Below are 23,003 nucleotides of genomic sequence, written 5' to 3'. Positions count from 1 at the left end.
AAAGTTAGTTGGGCCCAAGTTGCCCCGCGTTACATGACAACCGTGGTTGCCCAGCAACAAAACCGGCGCGCAACTTACCCTCGAAAAACCGTTCCAGCAAAACTTTCTGTTATTTGATTACACCTGCTGCCGCCATCGCACAGACGACGGCAACAGGTTGTTCCATCAAACCGGCTTATTTACCGGATTTGATCTTGGTCCAGCTGCGAGTCAGGATCCGCTGGGTCGCGGCCGGCAAGTCGGCAATCGCGTACAGCTTGGCCAGCACGTCCGCTGGCGGGTAGATGCCTGGATCGCTGGTGATGTCTTTATCAACCAGGGCAGTGGCAGCCGCGTTACCGTTAGGGAAACGCACGGCGTTGGTGATTTCAGCCATGATTTCCGGCTTCTGCAGGAAGGTCATGAATTTGTAGGCGCCTTCGACGTTTTCGGCATCTTTAGGGATGGCGACCATGTCGTAGAAGCTGCCGGCACCTTCTTTCGGAATGTTGTAGCTGACTTTCACCTTGTCACCGGCTTCAGCCGCGCGAGACTTGGCCTGGTAAATGTCACCCGAGTAACCCACGGCCACGCAGATGTTGCCGTTGGCCAGGTCGGAGATGTACTTGGACGAGTGGAAGTAGGCGATCGAAGGACGGACCTTCATGATCAGCGCTTCAGCCTTGTCGATGTCTTCTTTCTTCTGGCTGTCGGTTGGCAGGCCCAGGTAATGCAGCGCCACCGGAATCATCTCGGTTGGCGAATCCAGCAGGCTGATGCCGCAGGACTTCAGCTTGGCGGCGTTTTCAGGCTTGAAGATCAGGTCCCAGGAATCGACCGGAGCATCGGCACCCAGTGCAGCCTTGACCTTCTCGGCGTTGAAGCCGATACCGATCGAACCCCACATGTATGGGAAAGCGTGTTCGTTGCCCGGGTCACTGACCGATACCGCCTTGAGCAGGTCGGTGTTCAGGTTTTTCCAGTTAGGCAGTTTGGACTTGTCCAGTTTCTGGTAGACGCCGGCCTTGATCTGCTTGGCCAGGAAGTTGTTCGACGGTACGACGATGTCATAACCGGACTTGCCTGCCAGCAACTTGGCTTCCAGGGTTTCGTTACTGTCGAAGACGTCGTAGACCACTTTGATGCCCGACTCGTCTTCAAACTTCTTGATGGTGTCCGGAGCGATGTAATCGGACCAGTTATAGACGTGCAACACCTTGTCATCCGCCTGAACCGCGCCCGCCATAATGCCCATCAGGGACATGGCGAGAAGAGTCTTGCCAGCAAGCTTTTTGCCTAATGCCTTCATGCGTTAATGCTCCAAATTTTTTCTTTTTTGAACCACTTTGTTCAGCGGCCGAACCCCGACAACTGGAACCGCGGCTAGTCTGGCAAGATCCGAGGCGGTCTTTCAAGAAAAGGCCAACCTTTCTGATGTCCCCAAGCGAAGGCGCCGCAGCACCTTCGCTCAGAGCCTAGCACTTAGCCCTGCAATGCACTCAGGGTCAGGTCCAGGCACTTGCGTGCCTTGGCTACCAACTCATCGATTTCCGCAGGCGTGATCACCAGCGGCGGCGCGATGATCATGGTGTCGCCGACGGCGCGCATGATCAGGCCGTTATCGAAGCAGAACTGCCGGCAGATCATGCCGACGCCCTTGCCTTCGTAGCGCTTGCGTGTGGCCTTGTCCTGAACCAGTTCGATGGCCCCCAACAGACCCACCCCACGAACTTCCCCTACCAACGGGTGATCATTCAGTTCCCGCAGACGTTTCTGCAAATACGGTGCCGTTTCTGCCTGCACACGCTCGACAATTTTTTCTTCACGCAGGATGCGGATGTTTTCCAGCGCCACGGCAGCGGCCACCGGGTGCCCGGAGTAGGTGAAACCGTGGTTGAAATCGCCGCCTTCGTTGAGCACGTCGACCACTTCGTCACGCACGATCAGGCCACCCATCGGGATATAGCCGGAAGTCAGGCCTTTGGCGATGGTCATCATGTCGGGCTTGAGGCCGTAGAAATCGGTACCGAACCACTCACCGGTGCGACCGAAACCACAGATCACTTCGTCAGCCACGAACAGGATGTCGTACTTGGCGAGGATTTCCTTGATGCGTGGCCAGTAGCTGTCTGGCGGAATGATCACGCCGCCGGCACCCTGGATAGGCTCGGCAATAAAGGCACCGACGTTGTCGACGCCGACTTCCAGAATCTTTTCTTCCAGCTGGTTGGCAGCCCAGATCCCGAACTCGTCCGCAGTCATGTCGCCGCCTTCAGCGAACCAGTACGGCTGGGCGATGTGGACGATGCCCGGGATCGGCAAGTCGCCCTGTTCGTGCATGTAGGTCATGCCACCCAGGCTCGCGCCGGCCACGGTCGAACCGTGATAACCGTTCTTGCGGCTGATGATGACTTTCTTCTTCGGCTGGCCCTTGATCGCCCAGTAGTGGCGGACCATACGCAGCATGGTGTCGTTGCCTTCGGAACCGGAACCGGTGAAGAACACGTGGTTCATGCCTTCAGGCGCGATGTCGGCGATGGCCTTGGCCAGTTCCAGCACCGGTGGGTGAGCGGTCTGGAAGAACAGGTTGTAGTAAGGCAGTTCGCGCATTTGCTTGGCGGCGGCATCGGCCAGCTCGTCACGACCGTAACCGATCGCCACGCACCACAGACCGGCCATGCCGTCGAGGATCTGGTTGCCCTCGCTGTCCCACAGGTACACGCCCTTGGCGGTGGTGATGATCCGCGGGCCTTTCTCTTTCAGCTGCTTGAAATCGCTGAACGGGGCCAGGTGGTGATCGTTGCTCAGGGCTTGCCATTCACGGGTTTGCGGGTTGTTGCTGGTCATACGAATCTCCTAAAAAAATCAGGTGAAGGCACTGCCCGATAACAGCAGCGCCCGGCGCATCAGACGGCGAAGAGCAGGAATTCCCGTTCCCACGAACTGATCACGCGCTTGAAGTTCTCATGCTCGGCCCGCTTGACCGCGACGTAGCCAGTAATGAAATTTTTGCCCAGGTATTTCTCGATGGTCTTGCTGTTTTCCATGCGCTCCAGCGCGTCCTCGATGGTCAGCGGCAGGCGCAGGTTGCGGCGCTCATAGCCACGGCCCACCACCGGCGCGCTCGGGTTCAGGCCTTCGACCATGCCGATGTAACCGCAGAGCAGGCTCGCGGCAATCGCCAGGTACGGGTTGGCATCGGCACCCGGCAGGCGGTTTTCCACCCGACGGTTTTGCGGCCCGGCATCCGGAACCCGCAGGCCCACAGTGCGATTTTCTTCGCCCCACTCCACGTTCACCGGTGCCGAGGTGTCCGGCAGGAAGCGGCGGAACGAGTTGACGTTGGGTGCGAACAGCGGCAACAACTCGGGAATCAGTTTCTGCAAACCACCGATGTGGTTCAGGAACAACTGACTCATGGTCCCGTCTTCATTGGAGAAGATGTTCTTGCCGGTCTCGAGGTCGATGATGCTCTGGTGCAAATGCATGGCACTGCCCGGCTCACCGGTCATCGGCTTGGCCATGAAGGTGGCGGCCACGTCGTGCTTGAGCGCAGCTTCGCGCATGGTGCGCTTGAACACCAGGATCTGGTCGGCGAGGGACAGGGCATCGCCGTGACGGAAGTTGATTTCCATCTGCGCCGTGCCGTCCTCGTGGATCAGCGTATCGAGGTCCAGCTCCTGCAATTCGCACCAGTCGTAGACGTCTTCGAACAACGGATCGAATTCGTTCGCCGCTTCGATGGAGAACGACTGGCGACCGGTTTCCGGGCGACCGGAACGGCCGATCGGCGGTTGCAACGGGTAGTCCGGGTCGTCGCTGCGCTTGGTCAGGTAAAACTCCATTTCCGGCGCCACGATCGGCTGCCAGCCCTTGTCGGCATAGAGTTTCAGGACCTTCTTGAGCACGTTGCGCGGCGACAGCTCAATCGGGTTGCCCTGCTTGTCATAGGTGTCGTGGATGACGATCGCGGTCGGCTCGATGGCCCAAGGCACTACGTACACCGCGCTCTGGTCTGGGCGGCAGATCATGTCGATGTCGGCCGGGTCGAGCAGTTCGTAGTAGATGTCGTCTTCAACGTAGTCGCCGGTCACGGTCTGCAGCAGAACGCTTTCTGGCAGGCGCATGCCTTTTTCGGCGATGAATTTGTTGGTCGGCGAAATCTTGCCCCGGGTGATCCCGGTCAAGTCGGCGATCATGCATTCGACTTCTGTGATCTTGTGGTCTTTCAACCAATCGGTGAGCTGGTCGAGGTTGTGACTCATAAATGCCTCTAGGCTTTGAGTTTCCAGACTCTTGGGAGTCAGGCGATGTTTGACGCATCGGCGTCGCGTTGAAATGCGTGTCTACGACAGGCTATCGTGTTTTTCTAGGCAGCCCGATAAACACGGGGCGTGCAGAATCACGAGCGGTGCCCTGCGCAATGGCCGAGCCGCTATTGTGAATCGGTTCTATATTGAATGGAGTAACCGTAATGGGTGTGCCATCTCGAACGTCCAGAATATCGGACGGTGATGGTCGATCCGCCGGGGAAGCAAGGATCACCGCCAGGCCCGAAGCCGCTAAGACCTCGGCGCTGATGCAGATGTCGCCACTGATGTGGCAAGCATGCAGACCGTTCTGCGCAGAGCAGTCGGTGGGGCCGATTAACGGCAGGCGAGACATGAAGCACCCCGGTATTATTGCTGTTATGGGTTTGATTCGAGCTTAGCCTTGTTCATTTTTTTACACAACACCCCCGTAAAAAATACAACACGGCCCGCTCAACTGTGCGGGTGCCCAGCCGACGAAGGGCAAAAAAATGCCCCAAAGTGCCCCATAAATGCCCTTGCGGCGCTTTTTCAGGGCATAAAAGGCCTCGCTTGACTTCGGCAGGCCGTTCGGGTTGACTGAAACCAGAAAAGATCAATGATTGATATTTTTAACAACAAAGGTGTTGCATCATGTCGGTACCCCCGCGTGCCGTTCAGCTTAACGAAGCGAACGCGTTCCTTAAGGAACATCCTGAGGTTCTGTACGTTGACCTTCTGATTGCGGATATGAATGGTGTGGTGCGCGGCAAGCGCATAGAACGCACCAGCCTCCACAAGGTTTACGAGAAAGGCATCAACCTGCCGGCCTCTCTATTTGCTCTGGATATCAACGGCTCGACGGTGGAAAGCACCGGCCTGGGCCTGGACATCGGTGATGCTGACCGAATCTGCTATCCAATTCCCGACACCCTGTGCAACGAGCCATGGCAGAAGCGTCCGACCGCGCAACTGTTAATGACCATGCACGAACTCGAAGGCGAGCCGTTCTTCGCCGACCCGCGTGAAGTGCTGGCCAATGTCGTGCGCAAGTTCGACGAAATGGGCCTGACCATCTGCGCCGCGTTCGAACTGGAGTTCTACCTGATCGACCAGGAGAACGTGAACGGTCGACCGCAACCGCCTCGCTCACCGGTTTCCGGCAAACGCCCGCACTCGACACAGGTCTACCTGATCGACGACCTCGACGAATACGTCGACTGCCTCCAGGACATTCTGGAAGGTGCCAAAGAGCAAGGCATTCCGGCCGACGCCATCGTCAAGGAAAGTGCCCCGGCGCAGTTCGAAGTGAACCTGCACCACGTGGCCGACCCGATCAAGGCCTGCGACTACGCGGTCCTGCTCAAGCGCCTGATCAAGAACATCGCCTACGACCATGAAATGGACACCACCTTCATGGCCAAGCCTTACCCAGGCCAGGCGGGCAACGGTCTACACGTCCACATCTCGATTCTCGACAAAGATGGCAAGAATATTTTTGCCAGTGAGGATCCCGAGCAGAACGCCGCACTGCGTCACGCGATCGGCGGTGTGCTCGAGACCCTACCGGCGCAGATGGCTTTCCTCTGCCCGAACGTCAACTCGTACCGTCGTTTCGGCGCACAGTTCTACGTGCCGAACTCGCCGTGCTGGGGCCTGGACAACCGCACTGTAGCGATCCGCGTACCCACCGGTGCCGCCGATGCCGTGCGCATCGAGCACCGTGTGGCCGGTGCCGACGCCAACCCGTACTTGCTGATGGCTTCGGTCCTGGCAGGCGTGCACCACGGCCTGACCAACAAGATCGAGCCGGGCGCTCCGGTCGAAGGCAACAGCTACGAGCAGAACGAGCAGAGCCTGCCGAACAACCTGCGCGATGCACTGCGCGAGCTGGACGACAGCGAAGTCATGGCCAAGTACATCGATCCGAAGTACATCGATATCTTCGTCGCGTGCAAAGAGAGTGAGCTGGAGGAGTTCGAACACTCCATCTCCGACCTTGAGTACAACTGGTATCTGCATACCGTGTAAGCGGTTGCTGTAAACAACAACGCCGCCGGCCTCACAGCCTGCGGCGTTTTTTTTATGAGTGCCATCGAATCCTGTGGCGAGGGAGCTTGCTCCCGCTGGAGGCCGGAGGACTCCCTGTATTTGCGATGCCAGTATGGGGCCGCTCCGCGACCCAGCGGGAGCGAGCTCCCTCGCCACAGGGGATATGGAACATCTGCCCGCTCTGCGTACAATGCCCGCTGCCCCGCAGGAGACTTCAATGACACGCGTAGCCACTCCCCGCAAACCCCGCGCACGCAGCCAGGCGCGAATCGATTCGATCCTCGATGCCGCGCGCACGCTGCTGGCTGCCGAGGGTGTGGCCAGCCTGTCGATCTATAGCGTTGCCGAGCGTGCGGAGATCCCGCCCTCCTCCGTCTACCATTTCTTCGCCAGCGTCCCGGCGCTGCTCGAAGCCCTGACCGCCGACGTCCATGCCGCGTTCCGCGCCTGCCTGCAAGCGCCCATCGACCACGATGCATTGAGCGGCTGGCGTGACCTGTCGCGCCTGGTGGAACAACGCATGCTGGACATCTACGATGAGGATGCCGCCGCCCGCCAACTGATCCTTGCGCAACACGGCCTGACCGAAGTCACCCAGGCCGACCGCCAGCACGACATCGAACTCGGCGACTTGATGCACAAACTCTTCGATCACCATTTCCAGCTGCCGAAACTGCCGGAGGATGTGGATGTGTTTGCGTTGGCCATGGAGCTGGGTGATCGGGTCTACGCACGCTCGGTGCAACAGCACGGGCAGATCACGTCGCGCATGGCCGAGGAAGGGATGCGGGTGTTTGATGCTTACCTTGGGTTGTATTTGCCACCGTATTTGCCCAAGCGCGCTGCGATCTTTTGATTTTAAGGAATCAAAAAACCCCGAAGGGCTAAAACCCTTCGGGGTTGTTGTTTGCGTGCACGGTTTACAACTTGGCGATCGATACCTCGGTGGATTTCACAAACGCGATCACTTCACTGCCCACCGCCAGTTCCAGCTCTTTCACCGAACGCGTGGTGATCACCGAAGTGACGATGCCGGAGGCGGTCTGCACGTCGATTTCCGACAGCACGTCACCGAGGACGATTTCCTTGATGGAGCCTTTGAACTGGTTGCGTACGTTGATGGCTTTGATAGTCATGATGTTGATTCCTGTCGTTGGATAAGACTTGAGTTATTGAGCCCAGCGCAATTGCGTTGGCAACGGTGAAACAGGTTCCGGTTCCGGCGGTTGGCCGGGCAGAGACAGCACACGATTGAGCACTTCGGTTTCCAGCGCCGCCAGTCGATGAGAACCACGGACCCGAGGGCGCGGCAGTTCCACGTGCAGGTCGAGACCGACTTCGCCGTCTTCGATCAGGATCACCCGATCGGCAATCGCCACGGCTTCGCTGACGTCGTGGGTCACCAGCAACACGGTAAAACCATGCTGTTGCCAGAGCCGTTCGATCAGTTGCTGCATCTCGATTCGGGTCAGTGCATCCAGCGCGCCCAAAGGTTCGTCGAGCAGCAGCAAGCGCGGTTGATGAATCAGCGCGCGGGCCAGGGCCACACGTTGCTTCTGCCCACCGGACAACGCCGCCGGCCACTCGTTGGCGCGATCGGCCAGACCGACCGCTTCCAGCGCTTCCAAAGCCTTGGGACGCCAGTTGCCCTTGAGCCCGAGGCCGACGTTATCGATGATCTTTTTCCACGGCAGCAGACGTGCTTCCTGGAACATCAGCCGGGTGTCTTCCCGGGCTTCGCTCAACGGCGCGGAACCGGCCAGCAAGTCACCGCCCGTAGGCTCATCGAGCCCGGCCAACAAGCGCAGCAAAGTACTTTTGCCACAACCGCTGCGACCGACCACGGCGACGAATTGCCCCGCCGGGATATGCAGATCGATCTCGCGCAGCACCTGCCGTGAGCCGAAGGTTTTTTGCAGCTTGCGCACCGCCAGCGGAATCCCGCGCAGCAGGCGTGGAGGTTGTTGAGCGGTCATGCGGCACCTCCCTTGACGACCTGATAGGCCGGATGCCAGCGCAGCCACACGCGTTCAAGTCCACGGGCCGCGAGATCGGCCAGCTTGCCGAGCACCGCGTACATCAGGATCGCCAATACCACCACGTCGGTCTGCAAGAACTCCCGGGCATTCATCGCCAGGTAGCCAATGCCGGAGCTCGCGGAAATGGTTTCCGCGACGATCAGCGTCAGCCACATGAAGCCCAGAGCAAATCGCACACCGACCAGAATCGAAGGCAACGCCCCCGGCAGGATCACTTGGCGGAACAGACTGAAACCGGACAAACCGTAGCTGCGTGACATTTCCACCAACGCCGGATCAACGTTGCGGATACCGTGGTAGGTGTTGAGGTAAATCGGGAACAACGTGCCCAGCGCCACCAGGAAAATCTTTGCCGACTCGTCGATGCCAAACCACAGGATCACCAGCGGAATCAACGCCAGGTGCGGCACGTTACGGATCATTTGCACCGAGCTGTCGAGCAGGCGCTCGCCCCATTTCGACAGGCCGGTGATGAAGCCCAGGGTCAGGCCGATGCCACCGCCGATGGCGAAGCCCAGCGCTGCACGCCAGCCGCTGATTGCCAGGTGCGTCCAGATTTCGCCGCTGCGCACCAGACTCACGCCGGCTTCGATCACGGCGATCGGTGCCGGCAGAATTCGCGTCGACAACCAGCCCGCCGACACAGACAACTGCCACACCGCCAGCAGCAACACCGGCAACGCCCAGGGCGCGAGACTGTGGATGATTTTCTTCATGGCGCGCCTCAGCTCTGGGACGCGGCTTTAGGGAGAATGTCGTTGGCGACCATCTCGCCGAACGGGCTGACGTAACCGGCGCTTTTCGGCAACTCGGGACGTTCGATGTCGAGGTGCGGAAACAGCAACTCGGCAACGCGATACGACTCTTCCAGGTGCGGATAACCGGAGAAGATGAAGGTGTCGATACCGAGGTCCGCATACTCTTTCACACGTGCGGCCACGGTTGGACCATCACCCACCAGCGCCGTACCGGCCCCCCCACGCACCAGGCCGACACCGGCCCAAAGATTCGGGCTGACTTCCAGGTTGTCGCGACTGCCGCCGTGCAGTGCCGCCATGCGTTGCTGGCCCACGGAATCGAAACGCGCCAACGATGCCTGGGCACGGGCGATGGTGTCGTCGTCCAGGTGCGAGATCAGTCGATCCGCCGCCTGCCAGGCCTCGGCATTGGTTTCGCGAACGATCACATGCAGGCGAATGCCGAAGCGGACGGTCCGACCGAGCTTGGCGGCTTTGGCGCGAACTTGTGCAATTTTTTCTGCCACGGCGGCCGGTGGTTCGCCCCAGGTCAGGACCATTTCGACCTGCTCTGCCGCGAGAGCCTGCGCCGCTTCCGAAGACCCGCCGAAGTACAGCGGCGGACGCGGTTGCTGGATCGGCGGATAGAGCAACTTGGCGCCCTTCACACTGATGTGCTGTCCGTCGTAATCGACGGTTTCGCCTTCCAGTACGCGGCGCCAGATGCGGGTGAATTCCACCGATGCCTGATAGCGCTCTTCGTGGCTGAGGAACAGACCATCACCGGCCAACTCTTCCGGATCACCGCCCGTGACTAGGTTGAACAAGGCGCGTCCGCCGGACAGACGATCAAGTGTCGCGGCCTGACGCGCTGCCACCGTCGGGGAAATGATCCCGGGACGCAGGGCGACCAGAAACTTCAAACGCTGGGTCACCGGGATCAGCGACGCCGCTACCAGCCACGAGTCTTCGCAGGAACGGCCGGTGGGAATCAGTACGCCGCCGAAGCCCAGTCGATCTGCCGCTTGTGCGACTTGTTGCAGGTAACCGTGGTCGACGGCGCGAGCGCCTTCGGCGGTGCCAAGGTAATGGCCGTCGCCGTGGGTAGGCAGGAACCAGAAGATATTGAGGCTCATGGAGTGGTCTCCTTGGGGAATCGATTGACCGGGCTTTAGTTACTGAGCGTTGGCAACGGCCGCCGGTGGCGTCCAGATCACGTCTTTGATGCTCAACGGCTTGGGAATCAGCTTGAGCTGGTAGAAGCTGTCAGCGATTTTCTGCTGCGCGCTGACCACTTCCGGGGTGAGGAACAGCGCACCGTAGCCCTGGCGTTTCACCGAAGTCAGGGTGATGTCCGCCGGCAGGCCGAGCAGTGGCGAGACCTGTTTGGTTACATCTTCCGGGTTGGCTTTTGACCACTCACCGACCGCGCGCACTTCATCCACGAGGGTCTTGATCACCTCGGGATTTTTCTGCGCATAAGGCCTGGTTGCGAGATAGAACTGATGATTGTCGACGATGCCTTTGCCATCGCGCAGGGTGCGCGCTTGCAGTTGCTGTTCGGCGGCCGCCTGGTACGGGTCCCAAATGACCCAGGCATCGACACTGCCACGTTCGAACGCGGCGCGGGCGTCGGCCGGCGGCAGGAATACGGTCTGGATATCGGTGTATTTGAGGCCGGCGTCTTCCAGCGCACGCACTAGCAAGTAGTGCACGTTGGAGCCTTTGTTCAGGACGACTTTCTTGCCCTTGAGCTCGGCCACCGATTTGATCGGCGAGTCCTTCGGCACCAGGATCGCTTCGCTGTGAGGCGCTGGCGGTTCGTAGGCGACATAGAGCAAATCAGCACCGGCCGCTTGAGCGAACACTGGCGGCGTTTCGCCGGTGACGCCGAAGTCGATGGAGCCGACGTTCAGGCCTTCGAGCAGTTGCGGGCCGCCTGGGAATTCAGTCCATTGCACGTCCACGCCTTGGGCGGCGAGGCGTTTTTCCAGGGTGCCTTTGGCTTTGAGCAGCACCAGAGTGCCGTATTTCTGATAGCCGATTCGTAAAGTTTCAGCTTGAGCTTGAGTAATGGCGCCGAAGGTAACAGCCGCAGCAAACAGAGCGACCAGACCACGACGCAAAATGACAGGGCGCATGGCGCTCTCCTATTTGCAGTTGGGTTTTGGCTGCACCTGCTTGCCCGTTAGCGGGCGAGTAAGGCCAGTACATAAAATTTGGGTAAGGCTTAAATGCTCCAGCGAGCAGTCAACAAACGATCGTTCAGCAGGTTCGGATCAAGCGGCTTAGGCCGTCGCGCCATGGCGCTGAAAAACAGCTCCAGCGACTCATTCAATCGTTGCTCCAGCTCCGGCGCCAACTGCGCTTGTGCGCTGCCTTCGCCATAAGCGATCTGGCTGTCGACCGCGAAAATCCCCTGCAGCAGTTCCTGGGCTTTCAACGCCGACAACACTGGCTTGAGCGCGTAATCCACCGCCAGCATGTGGGCGATGCTGCCCCCGGTCGCCATCGGAAGAACCACTTTGTGGCTCAGGGCGCGCTCGGGCAGCAAATCCAGTACGGTTTTCAACGCACCGGAGAACGATGCTTTGTAGACCGGCGTGGCAATCAGCAAGCCATCGGCGTTTTCAATCTGTTGCAACAGGTCGATCACCTTCGGGCTGTCGAAGCGTGCATGCAGCAAGTCTTCGGCCGGGAAGTCCCGTACCTGGTAACTCACCACTTCCACACCCTGCCCTTGCAACCAACGCTGAGAGCGCTCCAGCAACACCCCGGAACGGGAGCGTTGGCTGGGACTGCCACCGAGTGAGACGACCAGCATTTAGACGATTCCTTGAACGGTGTTGGCGATTCGCGATTTGCGATCTCGCTTCGATGGAGTGACCTTAACAGGTGATTTATATATCCATAAATCATATTTATTCATTTGGTTATTCTTTTATGGCATATAACAATCATTTCTCCCAGGATCGAGTAGGAGGCGGGGTTGCCCCCGCCGTCCTCTCACACCACCGTACATACGGTTCCGTATACGGCGGTTCCTGCCTACTGACATACAACGTCAGCGAGCTTGGTTCCGTTGATGTGTCGCCTGTGGTATCTAAGCGCCCAGACCGGCCCTCGGAGCTTCCGGCTCCTACCTCCTGATGGTCTCGACCCCCGCTATGCGGTGTTTCTGCTTTACGCTCCAACAGAGATCACACCCGACTATCCACTCATGGCAGGTTCAGCCCTTCGTTACTCCGGTGTCGAGCAACTACTACGGCCTCTGCTGACTTCTGTCGCCCATCCCGTCATCTCGCGACGCCGGTAGCACATGGCAGGCTATACAGATCTCCCAGGGTAATTCGCGCGACCTTCCTGCTTATGCCTGTCGGATCTACGTCACAGCGTTCCGTGCAAGTATTGGGCTTTGGCAATTTTGGCTACCTTACCCCGCTGCACCGCCTAATCCGCTTCCTGTTCGTCAGGCCAGCATTTTGCCTCGGGCTTCCTTCAGATTCGCAGTCGCCCGCGACACCCTTGCCTCTGGCTAACACTTCCCCTTGCCGGGTGTGTAGAGGACTTTCACCTCCAAGTCACCAGCATGACCACCACAGCCAAGCTGGTTGCGCTTCGCGCAACGCGCCATGCCTGGCGCACCAAAAAAACAGGCCGTCGAAACGGCCTGAAATCCCCTGCTTTTTGGATAGCTTCAACGATTCGGCTGCGGCGTCAGGCGCAAGTACGGTTTAACGGCGCGATAGCCCTTGGGAAAGCGCTGTTTGATTTCGTCTTCATCCTTGAGCGACGGCACGATTACCACCTCGTCACCGTCCTGCCAGTTGGCCGGGGTAGCCACCTTGTAGTTGTCGGTGAGTTGCAGCGAATCGATCACCCGCAGGATTTCATTGAAGTTACGGCCGGTGCTGGCTGGATAGGTGATGGTCAACCGGACCTTTTTGTTCGGATCGATCACGAACAGCGAACGCACCGTCAGGGTGTCGTTGGCATTGGGATGGATCAGGTCGTAGAGGTCCGAGACCTTGCGGTCGGTGTCGTCGAGGATCGGGAAGTTGACGATCGTGTTCTGGGTTTCGTTGATGTCTTCGATCCATTTGTGGTGCGAATCCACCGGGTCGACGGACAGTGCGATGGCCTTGACCCCACGCTGGGCGAATTCATCTTTCAACTTGGCGGTAAAGCCGAGTTCGGTGGTGCACACCGGCGTGAAGTCCGCCGGGTGGGAAAACAGCACGCCCCAGCTATCGCCCAGCCACTGATGGAAACGGATGGTACCGGCGCTGGAATCCTGTTCGAAATCGGGGGCGATATCGCCGAGTCTGATGCCCATGGTGTAGCTCCTGGTGAGTGCTGGTTGACCTCAACTGTGCCTGTGTTTTTTATCCATTAAAAAGAATAAATATCGATTTATTTAGACCATAAAGAAATATTAAAGATCTGTTCACTGGACGTGGTCACGCATCCCGCCGAACATCGGCCCCAAGGTTCGAGAAGGCCTTGAGTTGCTGCAAAAGAGGGGAATTTCAAAGCGGGATTACGGGGGTGACCCCGCCTTGAAAACGCAAAAGCCCCGCCCGGCGTGATGCCGGGCGGGGCTTTTTTTGCCTCGCAGTTATGCGATCACTATTACAACAGCGGGATCGAGTAGCTGACGATCAGGCGGTTTTCGTCCTGGGAACGGGTGTTCGGCAGATCGGTGCGCCACATGGCGTTTTTCCACGTCACGCCGAGGTTTTTCAGGGCGCCCGACTGAACGACGTAACCCACGGTCAGGTCGCGTTCCCACTCGGAAGCGCCGTTAGCAGCTTGACGACCGGCAGCGTTCACCGTGTCGATGTCGTCGCCATGCAGATAAACCACACCCGCCGTCAGGCCAGGTACGCCGACCTTGGCGAAGTCAAAGGAGTAGCGTGCCTGCCAGGTTTTCTCGCCCGCACGGGCGAACTTCTGGATTTGCGAGTCGGTGATGGTGTAGTTCGACGAACCGTCGCCCTGGTTCAGCCAAGGGAAGTCACTGCTGCCGTTGCTGACCTGATACCCGCCACCGAAGGTGTGACCGGCCACGGTGTACAGGAACAGGCCGCTGTACAGGTTGTTGTCGACCTTGCCTCTGCCGCTCGGCGCGTTGTAGTTACCGGAGCTGTAATAAAGCGGGTCGTGACCGTTGGCACCATCGTCGGAGCTGTTGAAGTAACGGAAATCAGACTTCAATACGCCCGGGCCGATGGCCCAGTTGTGCACCAGACCCAGGAAGTGTTGCTTGTAGAAATCTTCAAGGTTGCCGTAGTAATACTGGGCCGTCAGGTCCTTGGTGAGCTTGTAGTCACCACCGGCATAGATGAACTTGTTGCTATTGATGGTACGTGGGGAAGCTCCATTGATCGCTAACTGCTCGTTGTTGCTGGAGTTACGGCCTTTGACGTGTTCGATCTGGCCACCGACTAGGTTCAGGTCCTTGATCTCGCCGGAAGTGATCTGCCCACCTTCCCAGGTTTGTGGCAACAGACGACCGTCGTTGGTCACGATTACCGGGTTCTTCGGCTGCAAGGTACCCAGCTTCAGTTCAGTCTGAGAGATCTTGGCTTTGGCGGTCAGGCCCAGGCTGGAGAAGTTATCAACCGCCTCGCCGTTAGATTTGCTGGGGAAAACAGTACCGCCGTAAGAAGTCGACGTGGCGCCGTTAGTACCGCCGCCCGAATCCAATCGCACACCCAACAGGCCGATCGCATCAACACCGAAGCCGACGGTACCTTGGGTGTAACCGGAGATGAAGCGCAGATCGAAGCCTTGGCCCCATTCCTCGTACTTGTTCGGGACGTTGCCGGTGCCGTCACGGAAGTCCTGGTTGATGTAGAAGTTGCGCAGCCCCAATGTTGCCTTGCTGTCTTCGATGAAACCGGCGGCGCTTGCTTGCTGCGCCAAAACCCCTACGGCCACTGCCAGTGCCAAGGTGGACTTGTTCATTTGTTTTGCTCCTATCGTTTTCTAATTCTTGTGCTGCCGACCCTGGGTCGAATGCCCTGGAGCCACAGACGCGCCATTCGCGCCGGACCGTCTGAAGCGGTCATTTTTCGGGCGCGCAGAATACCTCTTCATAATCCTAAAAAGAATCATCAAGCCAGTTTTAATCGCATTGGGAAATAAGCCTCGACAGCACAGATCCGGGGTATCGGCGTGAATGCCGATTCCTGAACTTTTTTGATCTTCGAGGGATTTGAAGCGGGGTCCGCGGCTTACGGTGCGTGTCGGACGGTCTTACTGTAATCGCTGACGGGAAAAGCTAAAAAGAATAAAAAATACACATTAGCTAACATTATGGAATATTAAAAACAGACCCAAAAAAAGCCCCACCTTTCGGTGAGGCTCTTTTCGCAAACGCTGTTACATGAAGCTGTAGGTGTAGTTGAAGATCAGGCGGGTCTGGTCTTCATCAAGGGTGCTGGTGTTGCCACGGTACATACCGTGACGCAGCGTGGTGCCGAAACCTTTGAGTGGACCGGTTTGAATCACGTAGTCCACACGCAGGTCGGTCTCGCGCTCGTTCAGGTCATCACCCACGCCGTTGGTGGCCTTGATGTCCTGGCCATACAGGTAAGCAGCCGAAGCTTTCAAGCCCGGTACGCCCAACGAGGCGAAGTCATACGAGTACTGACCGTAGGTGGTGTTTTCACCGGCACGGATGAAGCTGCCAACGGTGGCATCGGTGAAGGAGTAGAAGCTGGCACCGCCGCCGCCTTCATTGCGGCCTCGGCCGTCAACCACGTTGCCCTGGTTCAGGAAGACAAAACCGCCGTCATCGCTGACACGCTGGTGACCGAGCAGGAACGCGCTGCCACCCAGGGTGTAGGTGAACGTAGCGCTCCAGGTCTTGTTGTCGACCTCGCCCGCATTTTTGGCGTAACCGTTGTTGTTGTTGAACTGGTAGCCGGCAGTGCCGTTCTTGCCGTCAGAGCTGCTGTCGAAATAACGCAGATCGGTTTTGAACGACTGGTTCGGCGCGATCGGGTAAACGTGCACCAGACCGAGGAAGTTCTGCTTGTAGTAGTCTTCCAGGTTCGCGAAGTAGTACTGCAGCATCAGGTCTTTGGTGATCTTCCAGTCAGCACCCGCGTAGCGGAACTGGTTGCTGTCCTGAGTACCACCCGCCACGGCCAGGCCGGTGCTGTTGCTCGATGCGCGACCGGTCGCGTGCTCCAACTGACCCAGGTTGAAGGTCACGTTGTCGATTTCCTTCGAGGAGATGGTGCCACCCTCAAAGGTTTGCGGCAGCACGCGGCTGTCGTTCGCGATCAGGATTGGCATGTTTGGCTGAAGAGCGCCACCCAGGTGAGCCTCAGTCTTCGAGAAGCGTGCCTTGACGTTCGCTGCCGCACGGCTCCACGAGCTCTCTGCCGACTGATCAGTGTCACTAGGATTGAACGAGTTGTTATCCGGGTGATGGCCCTTGCCACCGTCCAAATGGATGCCAACCAGCGCCTGAGCGTCGATACCGAAACCTACGACACCTTGGGTGAAGCCCGATTGGTAATCGAACTTCAGACCTTCAGCGGCCTCGCGCTGGCGGTTGGCAGGAGTGCTGGCGCCTTCACGTCTATCGGAGTCGAAATAATAAGTTCGCGAACTAACGGATGCCTTGCTGTCTTCGATGAAACCGGCGGCGCCTGCCTGCTGCGCCAACACCCCTACGGCCACGGCCAGAGCCAAGGTGGACTTGTTCATGGTGAAGCTCCTCTAGTCTCTAATTCTTGTAGTCCTGGTTCCGGGTCAAGTGCCTGGAATCCTAAGATGCGCGATTAGCGCCGGACGGTGACTCACAAGTCAATCGTAACTTTGTGTGTCTACGACCATAGTCTAATCCCCAGTTTTTTGGTCCTTGCAGGTTCACGCGCTTGTCATAAACCTGAAAAGAATTGATTCATTCTTTTCTCATACCGTTTAGGAATTTCACTCACGGGTCCGGCTCAGAGCTGCCGACTCATAAGCTAATTCCTAAAGAGTATTTGTTAGCCTTTTTTTAGTTCGATTAGTTTCTGAAGCAATTCGGAAACATATCCATCTCAAAAGGCCACTCCATGTCGACCAAACGCGCACTATCCAGATCAATTGTTACAGTTTGTGTGTCGCTGATTTATTCTCTGTCCGCCCACGCAACGAGCCTCACGGTTGGTTACCAGACCGGTATCGATCCCAGCAAAGTCCCCCAGGCGGATGGCCTGTACGAAAAAACCATCGGCGAGAAAATCGACTGGCGGCGCTTCAACAGCGGGCCGGAAGTGGTCACTGCCATTGCGTCCGGCGATGTGCAGATCGGCAACCTGGGGTCCAGCCCTTTGGCGGCGGCGGCTTCGCGTAATTTGCCGATTGTCGCGTTCATCGTCTCCGCCCAGATCAATGCGGCGGAAGCGCTGGTGGTGCGCAACGGCAGCGGCATCGAAAAACCTCAGGATCTGATCGGCAAGACCATCGCCACGCCGTTTGTATCAACTTCTCATTACAGTTTGCTGGGTGCGCTGAAGCATTGGGGCCTGGACGCGTCGAAAGTCAAAGTGGTGAACCTGCAACCGGCGGAAATTGCCGCCGCGTGGAAACGCGGGGACATTGATGGCGCGTTCGTCTGGTCGCCCGCGCTGGGGGAGATTCGCAAGACGGGCAAGACCTTGACCGACGCCGCGCAGGTCGGCCAATGGGGCGCGCCGACCTTCGAAGTGTGGGTGGCGCGCAAGGATTACGCCGAGCAGCATCCGGAGGTGATCGCCAAATTCGCCAAGGTCACCCTCGACTCATTCGCCGACTATGCGGCGCACAAGGACACCTGGACCGCCGACTCGGTACCCGTACAGAAAATTGCCAAACTGACCGGTGCCAACGCCGCCGATGTGCCGGAATTACTGGCCGGCTCCGCGTTCCCGGATGCCAAGGCGCAACTGACCAGCGCACTGCTGGATGGCGGCACGGCCAAGGCGATTGGCGAGACGGCGAAGTTCTTGAAGGAACAGGGGAAGGCTGAAACGGTGCTGCCGGACTACTCGCCGTATGTCAGCGCGAAGTTTGTGCAGGAGTAATGCAATAACGCCTGTAGGAGTTGCCGCACGCTGCGACAGCTCCTACAGGGGCAGTGTGATCAAAGGGCTTTTTCGAAAATCTTCGAATTACGTTGATAGTTGTACAGCGACGCCCGCGCCGACGGCAGGCGATCAACGCTGCTCGGCACAAAGCCACGCTCACGGAACCAGTGCGCCGTGCGAGTGGTGAGGACGAACAAAGTCTTCAGGCCCTGCGCCCGGGCGCGGGTTTCGATACGCTCCAGCAACTCATCACCACGACCGCCATGGCGATACTCCGGGTTCACCGCCAGGCACGCCAGCTCACCGGCGTCGGAATCGGCAATCTGATACAGCGCCGCACAGGCGATGATCATGCCTTCGCGCTCGACCACACTGAATTGCTCGATTTCACGCTCCAGCACTTCGCGGGAACGCCGCACCAGAATACCCTGCTCTTCCAGTGGACTGATCAAATCCAGCAATCCACCGACGTCTTCGATGGCGGCTTCGCGCACCACTTCGAACTGCTCTTGTGCTACCAACGTACCGCCACCGTCGCGGGTGAACAGTTCGGTCAGGAGCGCGCCGTCCTCGGCATAGCTGACGATATGGCTGCGCGCCACGCCGCCTCGGCAGGCTTCGGCGGCAGCATCCAGCAGTTCTGCCTGATAGTTGCTGCCCAGGCGCTGCAGATGCGCCGGCACCTGTTGCGGGCGCAACTCGCGCACCAGGCGCCCGTTCTCATCAATCAAACCAAGGTCGGCGCCGAACAGCAGCAGCTTGTCCGCCCCCAGATCGATGGCCGCGCGGGTGGCAACGTCTTCACAGGCGAGATTGAAAATTTCACCCGTCGGCGAGTAACCCAATGGCGACAGCAGCACGATGGAGCGCTCGTCCAGCAAGCGATTGATGCCCTTGCGGTCGACCCGGCGCACTTCGCCGGTGTGGTGGTAATCGACACCTTCAAGCACACCGATCGGCCGCGCGGTCACCAGGTTGCCGCTGGCAACACGCAGGCGTGAGCCCTGCATCGGCGACGAGGCCATGTCCATCGACAGCCGCGCCTCGATCGCGATACGCAGTTGGCCCACGGCATCGATCACACACTCCAGCGTCGCGGCATCGGTGATGCGCATGCCGTGGTGGTAATGCGGGGTCAGGCCACGCGCGGCGAGGCGCGTTTCGATTTGCGGACGGGAACCGTGAACCAGCACCAGCCGTACACCCAGGCTGTGCAACAGCACCAGGTCGTGGACGATATTGCCGAAGTTCGGATGCTCAACGCCGTCGCCGGGCAGCATGACGACAAAGGTGCAATCGCGGTGGGCGTTGATGTAAGGCGAAGCGTGACGAAGCCAATTGACGTATTCGGGCATGAACCTGGGCCTGTAATAAATAGCAGCCGAAAAAAGGGCGAAACAGAAAACGCACAGCGGGCTGATGGTTATCGTCGGAACAGGCTTGGCGACACGCGCGCTCTCCTCATGAATACGGGTTTTGATGCCGGCAATTTAACGGGTTCAGGCCGGTGTCAGGCAATAGTGTTCGATCAGTTGCCTTAATAGATGCACCGTAGGCTGCAAACGTGACATTTCAAGGTATTCCCCCGGCTGGTGGGCGCAGGCGATATCGCCCGGGCCAAGCACCAGTGTTTCGCAGCCAAGCCGTTGAAGATAAGGCGCTTCGGTGCCGAACGCCACTGCTTCGGCGCCATGGCCGGTCAGCTTTTCGGCGATACGCACCAGTTCTGAGTCTTCTGCCTGCTCGAACGACGGTACTTCGGGGAACAGCGGCGCGTAGTCGATCTTGACCTGATGCCGCTCGGCAACCGGCTGGAGCCGCTGCAAGATTTCGGCACGCAGGGCTTTGGGGTCCATGCCCGGCAACGGCCGCAGATCGAATTCCAGCGAACACTGGCCGCAGATGCGGTTGGGGTTGTCGCCGCCATGGATGCAGCCGAAATTCATGGTCGGCATCGGCACACCGAACTGCATGTTGCGGAATTCACGTTGCCACAACAGGCGCAGGCCGCGCAGCTCACCGATGGCGTCGTGCATGGCTTCGAGCGCACTGTGGCCCAGGCGCGGGTCAGAGGAGTGGCCGCTCTGCCCGAGGATGTCGATGCGCTCCATCATGATGCCTTTGTGCATGCGGATTGGCTTGAGCCCGGTCGGCTCGCCGATCACCGCCGCACGTCCGAGCGGACGACCCGCTTCGGCCAGCGCACGGGCACCGGACATCGAGCTTTCTTCATCGCAGGTGGCAAGGATCAGCAACGGTTGCTTGAACGGTTGGTCGAGCAGCGGTTTGACGGCTTCAATGGCCAGGGCGAAAAAACCCTTCATGTCACAACTGCCCAACCCGACCCAGCGACCGTCGACTTCGGTCAGCTTCAGCGGATCGGTCTGCCACAGCGCGCCATCGAACGGCACCGTGTCACTGTGCCCGGCCAGCACCAAGCCACCAGGGCCGGAACCGAAACTGGCCAGCAAGTTGAATTTGCCGGGGCTGACCTGCTGGATGTCGCAGGCGAAACCCAGATCGCCGAGCCATGCAGCCAGCAAGTCGATCACCGGGCGATTGGATTGATCGAGGCTTGCCTGGGTGCAGCTGACGGACGGTGCAGCGATCAGTGCAGCGAACTGATCTTTCATGGACGGCAAAGGCATCGCTGACTCCAACTCCCGAATTGAAGACCATCATAGAGCCATCCGGCGACAGGAATAAACCGTCGCGGCACGGAGGACCGGTGAGTCCTGTACACTGCACGACCTTGGCAGCCACACATTCCCCCGGCTGCGCTCCCGATCCTGGATTTTCCGGCCATGCAGAAAGAAACCGAAATCAAACTCCGCGTCAGCCGCGAAACCCTCGCCGCCCTGCGCGAGCACCCGTTACTGAAAAAACGCAACAAAAGTGGCTGGGAACGCCGTGAGTTGATGAACCAGTACTTCGACACCCCAGAGCGTGACCTGGCCCAGGCCAAAGTCGCCCTGCGCCTGCGCAAGGATGGCGAAGAAGTGATTCAGACCCTCAAGACCCGCGGCCAGAGCGTCGCCGGTCTGTCCGTGCGCAATGAGTACGACTGGAACCTGCCCAAAGCCAAGCTCGACCTGAAAAAACTCGACGGCGAATGCTGGCCCGAGGCACTCGCCGAACTGGACAAGAAAACCCTGAAGCCGATCTTCACCACCGATTTCGTCCGCGAGCGCGCGGAAATCGCCTGGGGCCGTGGCAAGACCAAAGTGGTCATCGAAGCTGCGCTGGACCTGGGCCATGTCGTAGCCGGCAAGCAGAAAGAAGAAATCTGCGAGCTGGAACTGGAATTGCGCGAAGGCGAACCCGCTGCGTTGCTGGAGCTGGCCGCCGAACTGGCCGAGAAACTGGCCCTGATGCCGTGCGACATCAGCAAGGCCGAGCGCGGTTATCGCCTGTACGACGCCAACAGCTACTCGTTGAGCCTGCCGGCGCCGCAACTCACCGCCGAAACCCCGCTGGACGACGCTTTCGCCGCGATGTGCTGGCATTTGCTCGGCAGCAGCCAGCGTCTGGCCGAGCAGTATCGCTTCAATGGTCACTGGCGCCTGCTGCTGGACTGGGTTGAAAACCTCGCCGAACTGCGTGCGCTGGTCAGCAGTCTTGGTCAAGCCGCGCCGCGTCAGTCGACCCACGATTTACGTGTCTCGCTGGACGCCTTGCTGGAAGACTGGCGCCCACTGGTCCAGGCAGGTCTGGACGATGAAGACGTGCGCAAAGCCGCGCCGGAACAATTCCTCGAAGAACTCGAAGACCCGCGCTGGGGCCTGTTCTCGCTGAATACTTCACGCTGGTTGCTGGCCCGGACCTGGACCGCCGAGCGCAACACCCGTGGCAATCGCCAGGGCGCTGCGCAACTGGGCAGCTGGTTGCCACGCCTACTGGGCGAAGAAGCCACTTCGTTGCAATTGCAGCGTTACCAGCAACAGCCGGAAGACCTCGCCGAGCAATTGCCGCGCATCGAACGCATTCAGGCGTGGCTGCACCATGCGCGCAACGTGCTGGAGATCCCGGAAATGGATCGCCTGTACGGTGAGCTGAACAAACTGGCGCAACTGGCCAACGAGCCGACGATCACTGATGAATTGCTGGATGCGCGCAAGCAGCAGGCGATTGCGGTTTATCAGAATCGTGCCTGGAAGATGCTTCTGCGCATGTAACACCGCTATCGCCAGCAGGCTGGCTGGCTCCCACATTGGTTTTGTGTACGTCACAACGCCCCTGTGGGAGCCAGCCTGCTGGCGATGGAGCCCGCAGAATTTCAAACCGGCAAACGGGTGGTCGCCTTGATCTCCGACAACGCCACAACCGAATTCACCTCCTGAATCCCCGGCACCATCGACAGCTTCTCGAAAAAGAAGCGCTCGTAAGCCTCGATGTCCGCCGCGACGATCCGCAGCATGAAATCCACCGCGCCCATCAGCACATAACACTCCAGCACTTCGGGAAAACCGCGAATCGCTTCGGTGAATTCGGTGAAGTTCGAACGGCCGTGGGCGTTAAGTTTTACCTGCGCGAAGATTTGCGTGTTCAGGCCGATTTTCTTGCGGTCGAGCAACGTCACTTGGCCGCGAATGATCCCCTCCTCTTTCATCCGCTGAATCCGCCGCCAGCATGGCGACTGTGAAAGCCCCACCTGCTCGGCGATTTGCGCACTGGAGAGCGACGCGTCCTCTTGCAGCAACGCCAGGATCTTGCGGTCGTAGCCGTCCAACTCGCTCTGCATAAAAAAACCCTAAATGGATGACCAGTCGAATTGTGCGATTCGAAAAAACCGCAATACAGGCCATCATAGAGAAGTAATACCCGGCCCCGAATGTA

Annotated in this window: 19 protein-coding genes; 4 read left to right on the top strand and 15 right to left on the bottom strand. The window is 58.8% G+C overall.

Features of this window, described 5'->3' with window-relative positions:
• Nucleotides 1-175: 175 nt before the first annotated feature.
• The 3 genes from ACNYC6_RS15030 to ACNYC6_RS15020 all read right to left on the bottom strand — a co-directional run bounded on the left by ACNYC6_RS15030 (nt 176) and on the right by ACNYC6_RS15020 (nt 4,244).
• Nucleotides 176-1,288, bottom strand: a complete 1,113-nt coding sequence (locus ACNYC6_RS15030; RefSeq protein WP_419708088.1) for a polyamine ABC transporter substrate-binding protein — start codon at nt 1,286-1,288, stop codon at nt 176-178.
• A 173-nt stretch (nt 1,289-1,461) separates the two neighbouring features.
• The gene (locus tag ACNYC6_RS15025; RefSeq protein ID WP_419708087.1) at nt 1,462-2,826 is read right to left on the bottom strand and encodes an aspartate aminotransferase family protein; all 1,365 of its coding nucleotides are present in this window, start codon (nt 2,824-2,826) and stop codon (nt 1,462-1,464) included.
• Nucleotides 2,827-2,885: 59 nt separating this feature from the next.
• On the bottom strand, nt 2,886-4,244 hold the full coding sequence (locus ACNYC6_RS15020; protein WP_419708086.1) for a glutamine synthetase family protein: 1,359 nt from the start codon (nt 4,242-4,244) through the stop codon (nt 2,886-2,888).
• A gap of 678 nt (nt 4,245-4,922) precedes the next feature.
• Between ACNYC6_RS15020 and ACNYC6_RS15015 the strand changes: the two genes are divergently transcribed.
• Nucleotides 4,923-6,299 (top strand): glutamine synthetase family protein, encoded by a 1,377-nt coding sequence (locus tag ACNYC6_RS15015; protein ID WP_008026026.1) that lies wholly within the window; start codon nt 4,923-4,925, stop codon nt 6,297-6,299.
• Nucleotides 6,300-6,537: 238 nt separating this feature from the next.
• Nucleotides 6,538-7,176: a TetR/AcrR family transcriptional regulator gene (locus ACNYC6_RS15010; protein ID WP_419708085.1), complete on the top strand. Its 639-nt coding sequence runs from the start codon at nt 6,538-6,540 to the stop codon at nt 7,174-7,176.
• Between the two features lie 64 nt (nt 7,177-7,240).
• Here the strand turns inward: ACNYC6_RS15010 and ACNYC6_RS15005 are convergent, their stop codons facing one another.
• The 9 genes from ACNYC6_RS15005 to ACNYC6_RS14965 form a co-directional block, all read right to left on the bottom strand.
• A complete protein-coding gene (locus ACNYC6_RS15005) occupies nt 7,241-7,456 on the bottom strand; it encodes a TOBE domain-containing protein (RefSeq protein ID WP_007967989.1) in 216 nt (71 codons plus the stop codon).
• A gap of 33 nt (nt 7,457-7,489) precedes the next feature.
• Entirely contained in the window at nt 7,490-8,296 is an 807-nt protein-coding gene (gene ssuB / locus ACNYC6_RS15000) for an aliphatic sulfonates ABC transporter ATP-binding protein (RefSeq protein ID WP_419708084.1), read from the bottom strand.
• Entirely contained in the window at nt 8,293-9,075 is a 783-nt protein-coding gene (ssuC, locus tag ACNYC6_RS14995; RefSeq protein WP_056854057.1) for an aliphatic sulfonate ABC transporter permease SsuC, read from the bottom strand. Before ssuC ends, ssuB begins: the two co-directional genes overlap by 4 nt.
• Nucleotides 9,076-9,083: 8 nt before the next feature.
• On the bottom strand, nt 9,084-10,232 hold the full coding sequence (gene ssuD / locus ACNYC6_RS14990) for an FMNH2-dependent alkanesulfonate monooxygenase (RefSeq protein ID WP_419708083.1): 1,149 nt from the start codon (nt 10,230-10,232) through the stop codon (nt 9,084-9,086).
• A gap of 39 nt (nt 10,233-10,271) precedes the next feature.
• Nucleotides 10,272-11,237 carry a sulfonate ABC transporter substrate-binding protein gene (locus ACNYC6_RS14985; RefSeq protein WP_419708082.1) on the bottom strand — a complete coding sequence of 322 codons (966 nt, stop codon included), beginning with the start codon at nt 11,235-11,237 and terminating at the stop codon, nt 10,272-10,274.
• 89 nt (nt 11,238-11,326) lie between these two features.
• Entirely contained in the window at nt 11,327-11,920 is a 594-nt protein-coding gene (gene ssuE, locus ACNYC6_RS14980) for an NADPH-dependent FMN reductase (protein WP_338583761.1), read from the bottom strand.
• A gap of 873 nt (nt 11,921-12,793) precedes the next feature.
• Entirely contained in the window at nt 12,794-13,432 is a 639-nt protein-coding gene (locus tag ACNYC6_RS14975) for a peroxiredoxin (protein WP_419708081.1), read from the bottom strand.
• 296 nt (nt 13,433-13,728) lie between these two features.
• Complete coding sequence (locus ACNYC6_RS14970; RefSeq protein ID WP_419708080.1) at nt 13,729-15,066, bottom strand: OprD family porin; 1,338 nt, start codon at nt 15,064-15,066, stop codon at nt 13,729-13,731.
• A 417-nt stretch (nt 15,067-15,483) separates the two neighbouring features.
• Entirely contained in the window at nt 15,484-16,821 is a 1,338-nt protein-coding gene (locus ACNYC6_RS14965) for an OprD family outer membrane porin (protein WP_419708079.1), read from the bottom strand.
• Nucleotides 16,822-17,174: 353 nt separating this feature from the next.
• On the opposite strand from ACNYC6_RS14965, the gene tauA reads away from it, so the two are divergent.
• Nucleotides 17,175-18,164: a taurine ABC transporter substrate-binding protein gene (tauA, locus tag ACNYC6_RS14960; protein ID WP_419708078.1), complete on the top strand. Its 990-nt coding sequence runs from the start codon at nt 17,175-17,177 to the stop codon at nt 18,162-18,164.
• 59 nt (nt 18,165-18,223) lie between these two features.
• Here tauA and argA read toward each other — a convergent pair whose 3' ends face one another.
• Together argA and argE are read right to left on the bottom strand one after the other, a co-directional pair.
• On the bottom strand, nt 18,224-19,522 hold the full coding sequence (argA, locus tag ACNYC6_RS14955; protein WP_075946396.1) for an amino-acid N-acetyltransferase: 1,299 nt from the start codon (nt 19,520-19,522) through the stop codon (nt 18,224-18,226).
• Between the two features lie 144 nt (nt 19,523-19,666).
• Nucleotides 19,667-20,815 (bottom strand): acetylornithine deacetylase, encoded by a 1,149-nt coding sequence (gene argE / locus ACNYC6_RS14950; RefSeq protein WP_419708077.1) that lies wholly within the window; start codon nt 20,813-20,815, stop codon nt 19,667-19,669.
• Between the two features lie 156 nt (nt 20,816-20,971).
• Between argE and ACNYC6_RS14945 the strand changes: the two genes are divergently transcribed.
• Nucleotides 20,972-22,342 carry an inorganic triphosphatase gene (locus ACNYC6_RS14945; protein WP_419708076.1) on the top strand — a complete coding sequence of 457 codons (1,371 nt, stop codon included), beginning with the start codon at nt 20,972-20,974 and terminating at the stop codon, nt 22,340-22,342.
• A 101-nt stretch (nt 22,343-22,443) separates the two neighbouring features.
• Here the strand turns inward: ACNYC6_RS14945 and ACNYC6_RS14940 are convergent, their stop codons facing one another.
• Complete coding sequence (locus ACNYC6_RS14940) at nt 22,444-22,908, bottom strand: Lrp/AsnC family transcriptional regulator (protein ID WP_419708075.1); 465 nt, start codon at nt 22,906-22,908, stop codon at nt 22,444-22,446.
• Nucleotides 22,909-23,003 lie beyond the last annotated feature (95 nt).

The organism is Pseudomonas sp. NFX224 (assembly GCF_048565165.1).
In the GTDB taxonomy this organism is placed as follows: domain Bacteria; phylum Pseudomonadota; class Gammaproteobacteria; order Pseudomonadales; family Pseudomonadaceae; genus Aquipseudomonas.
The sequence above is the reverse complement of the archived record's forward strand: the minus strand, read 5'-3'. Positions and strand labels throughout refer to the sequence as shown.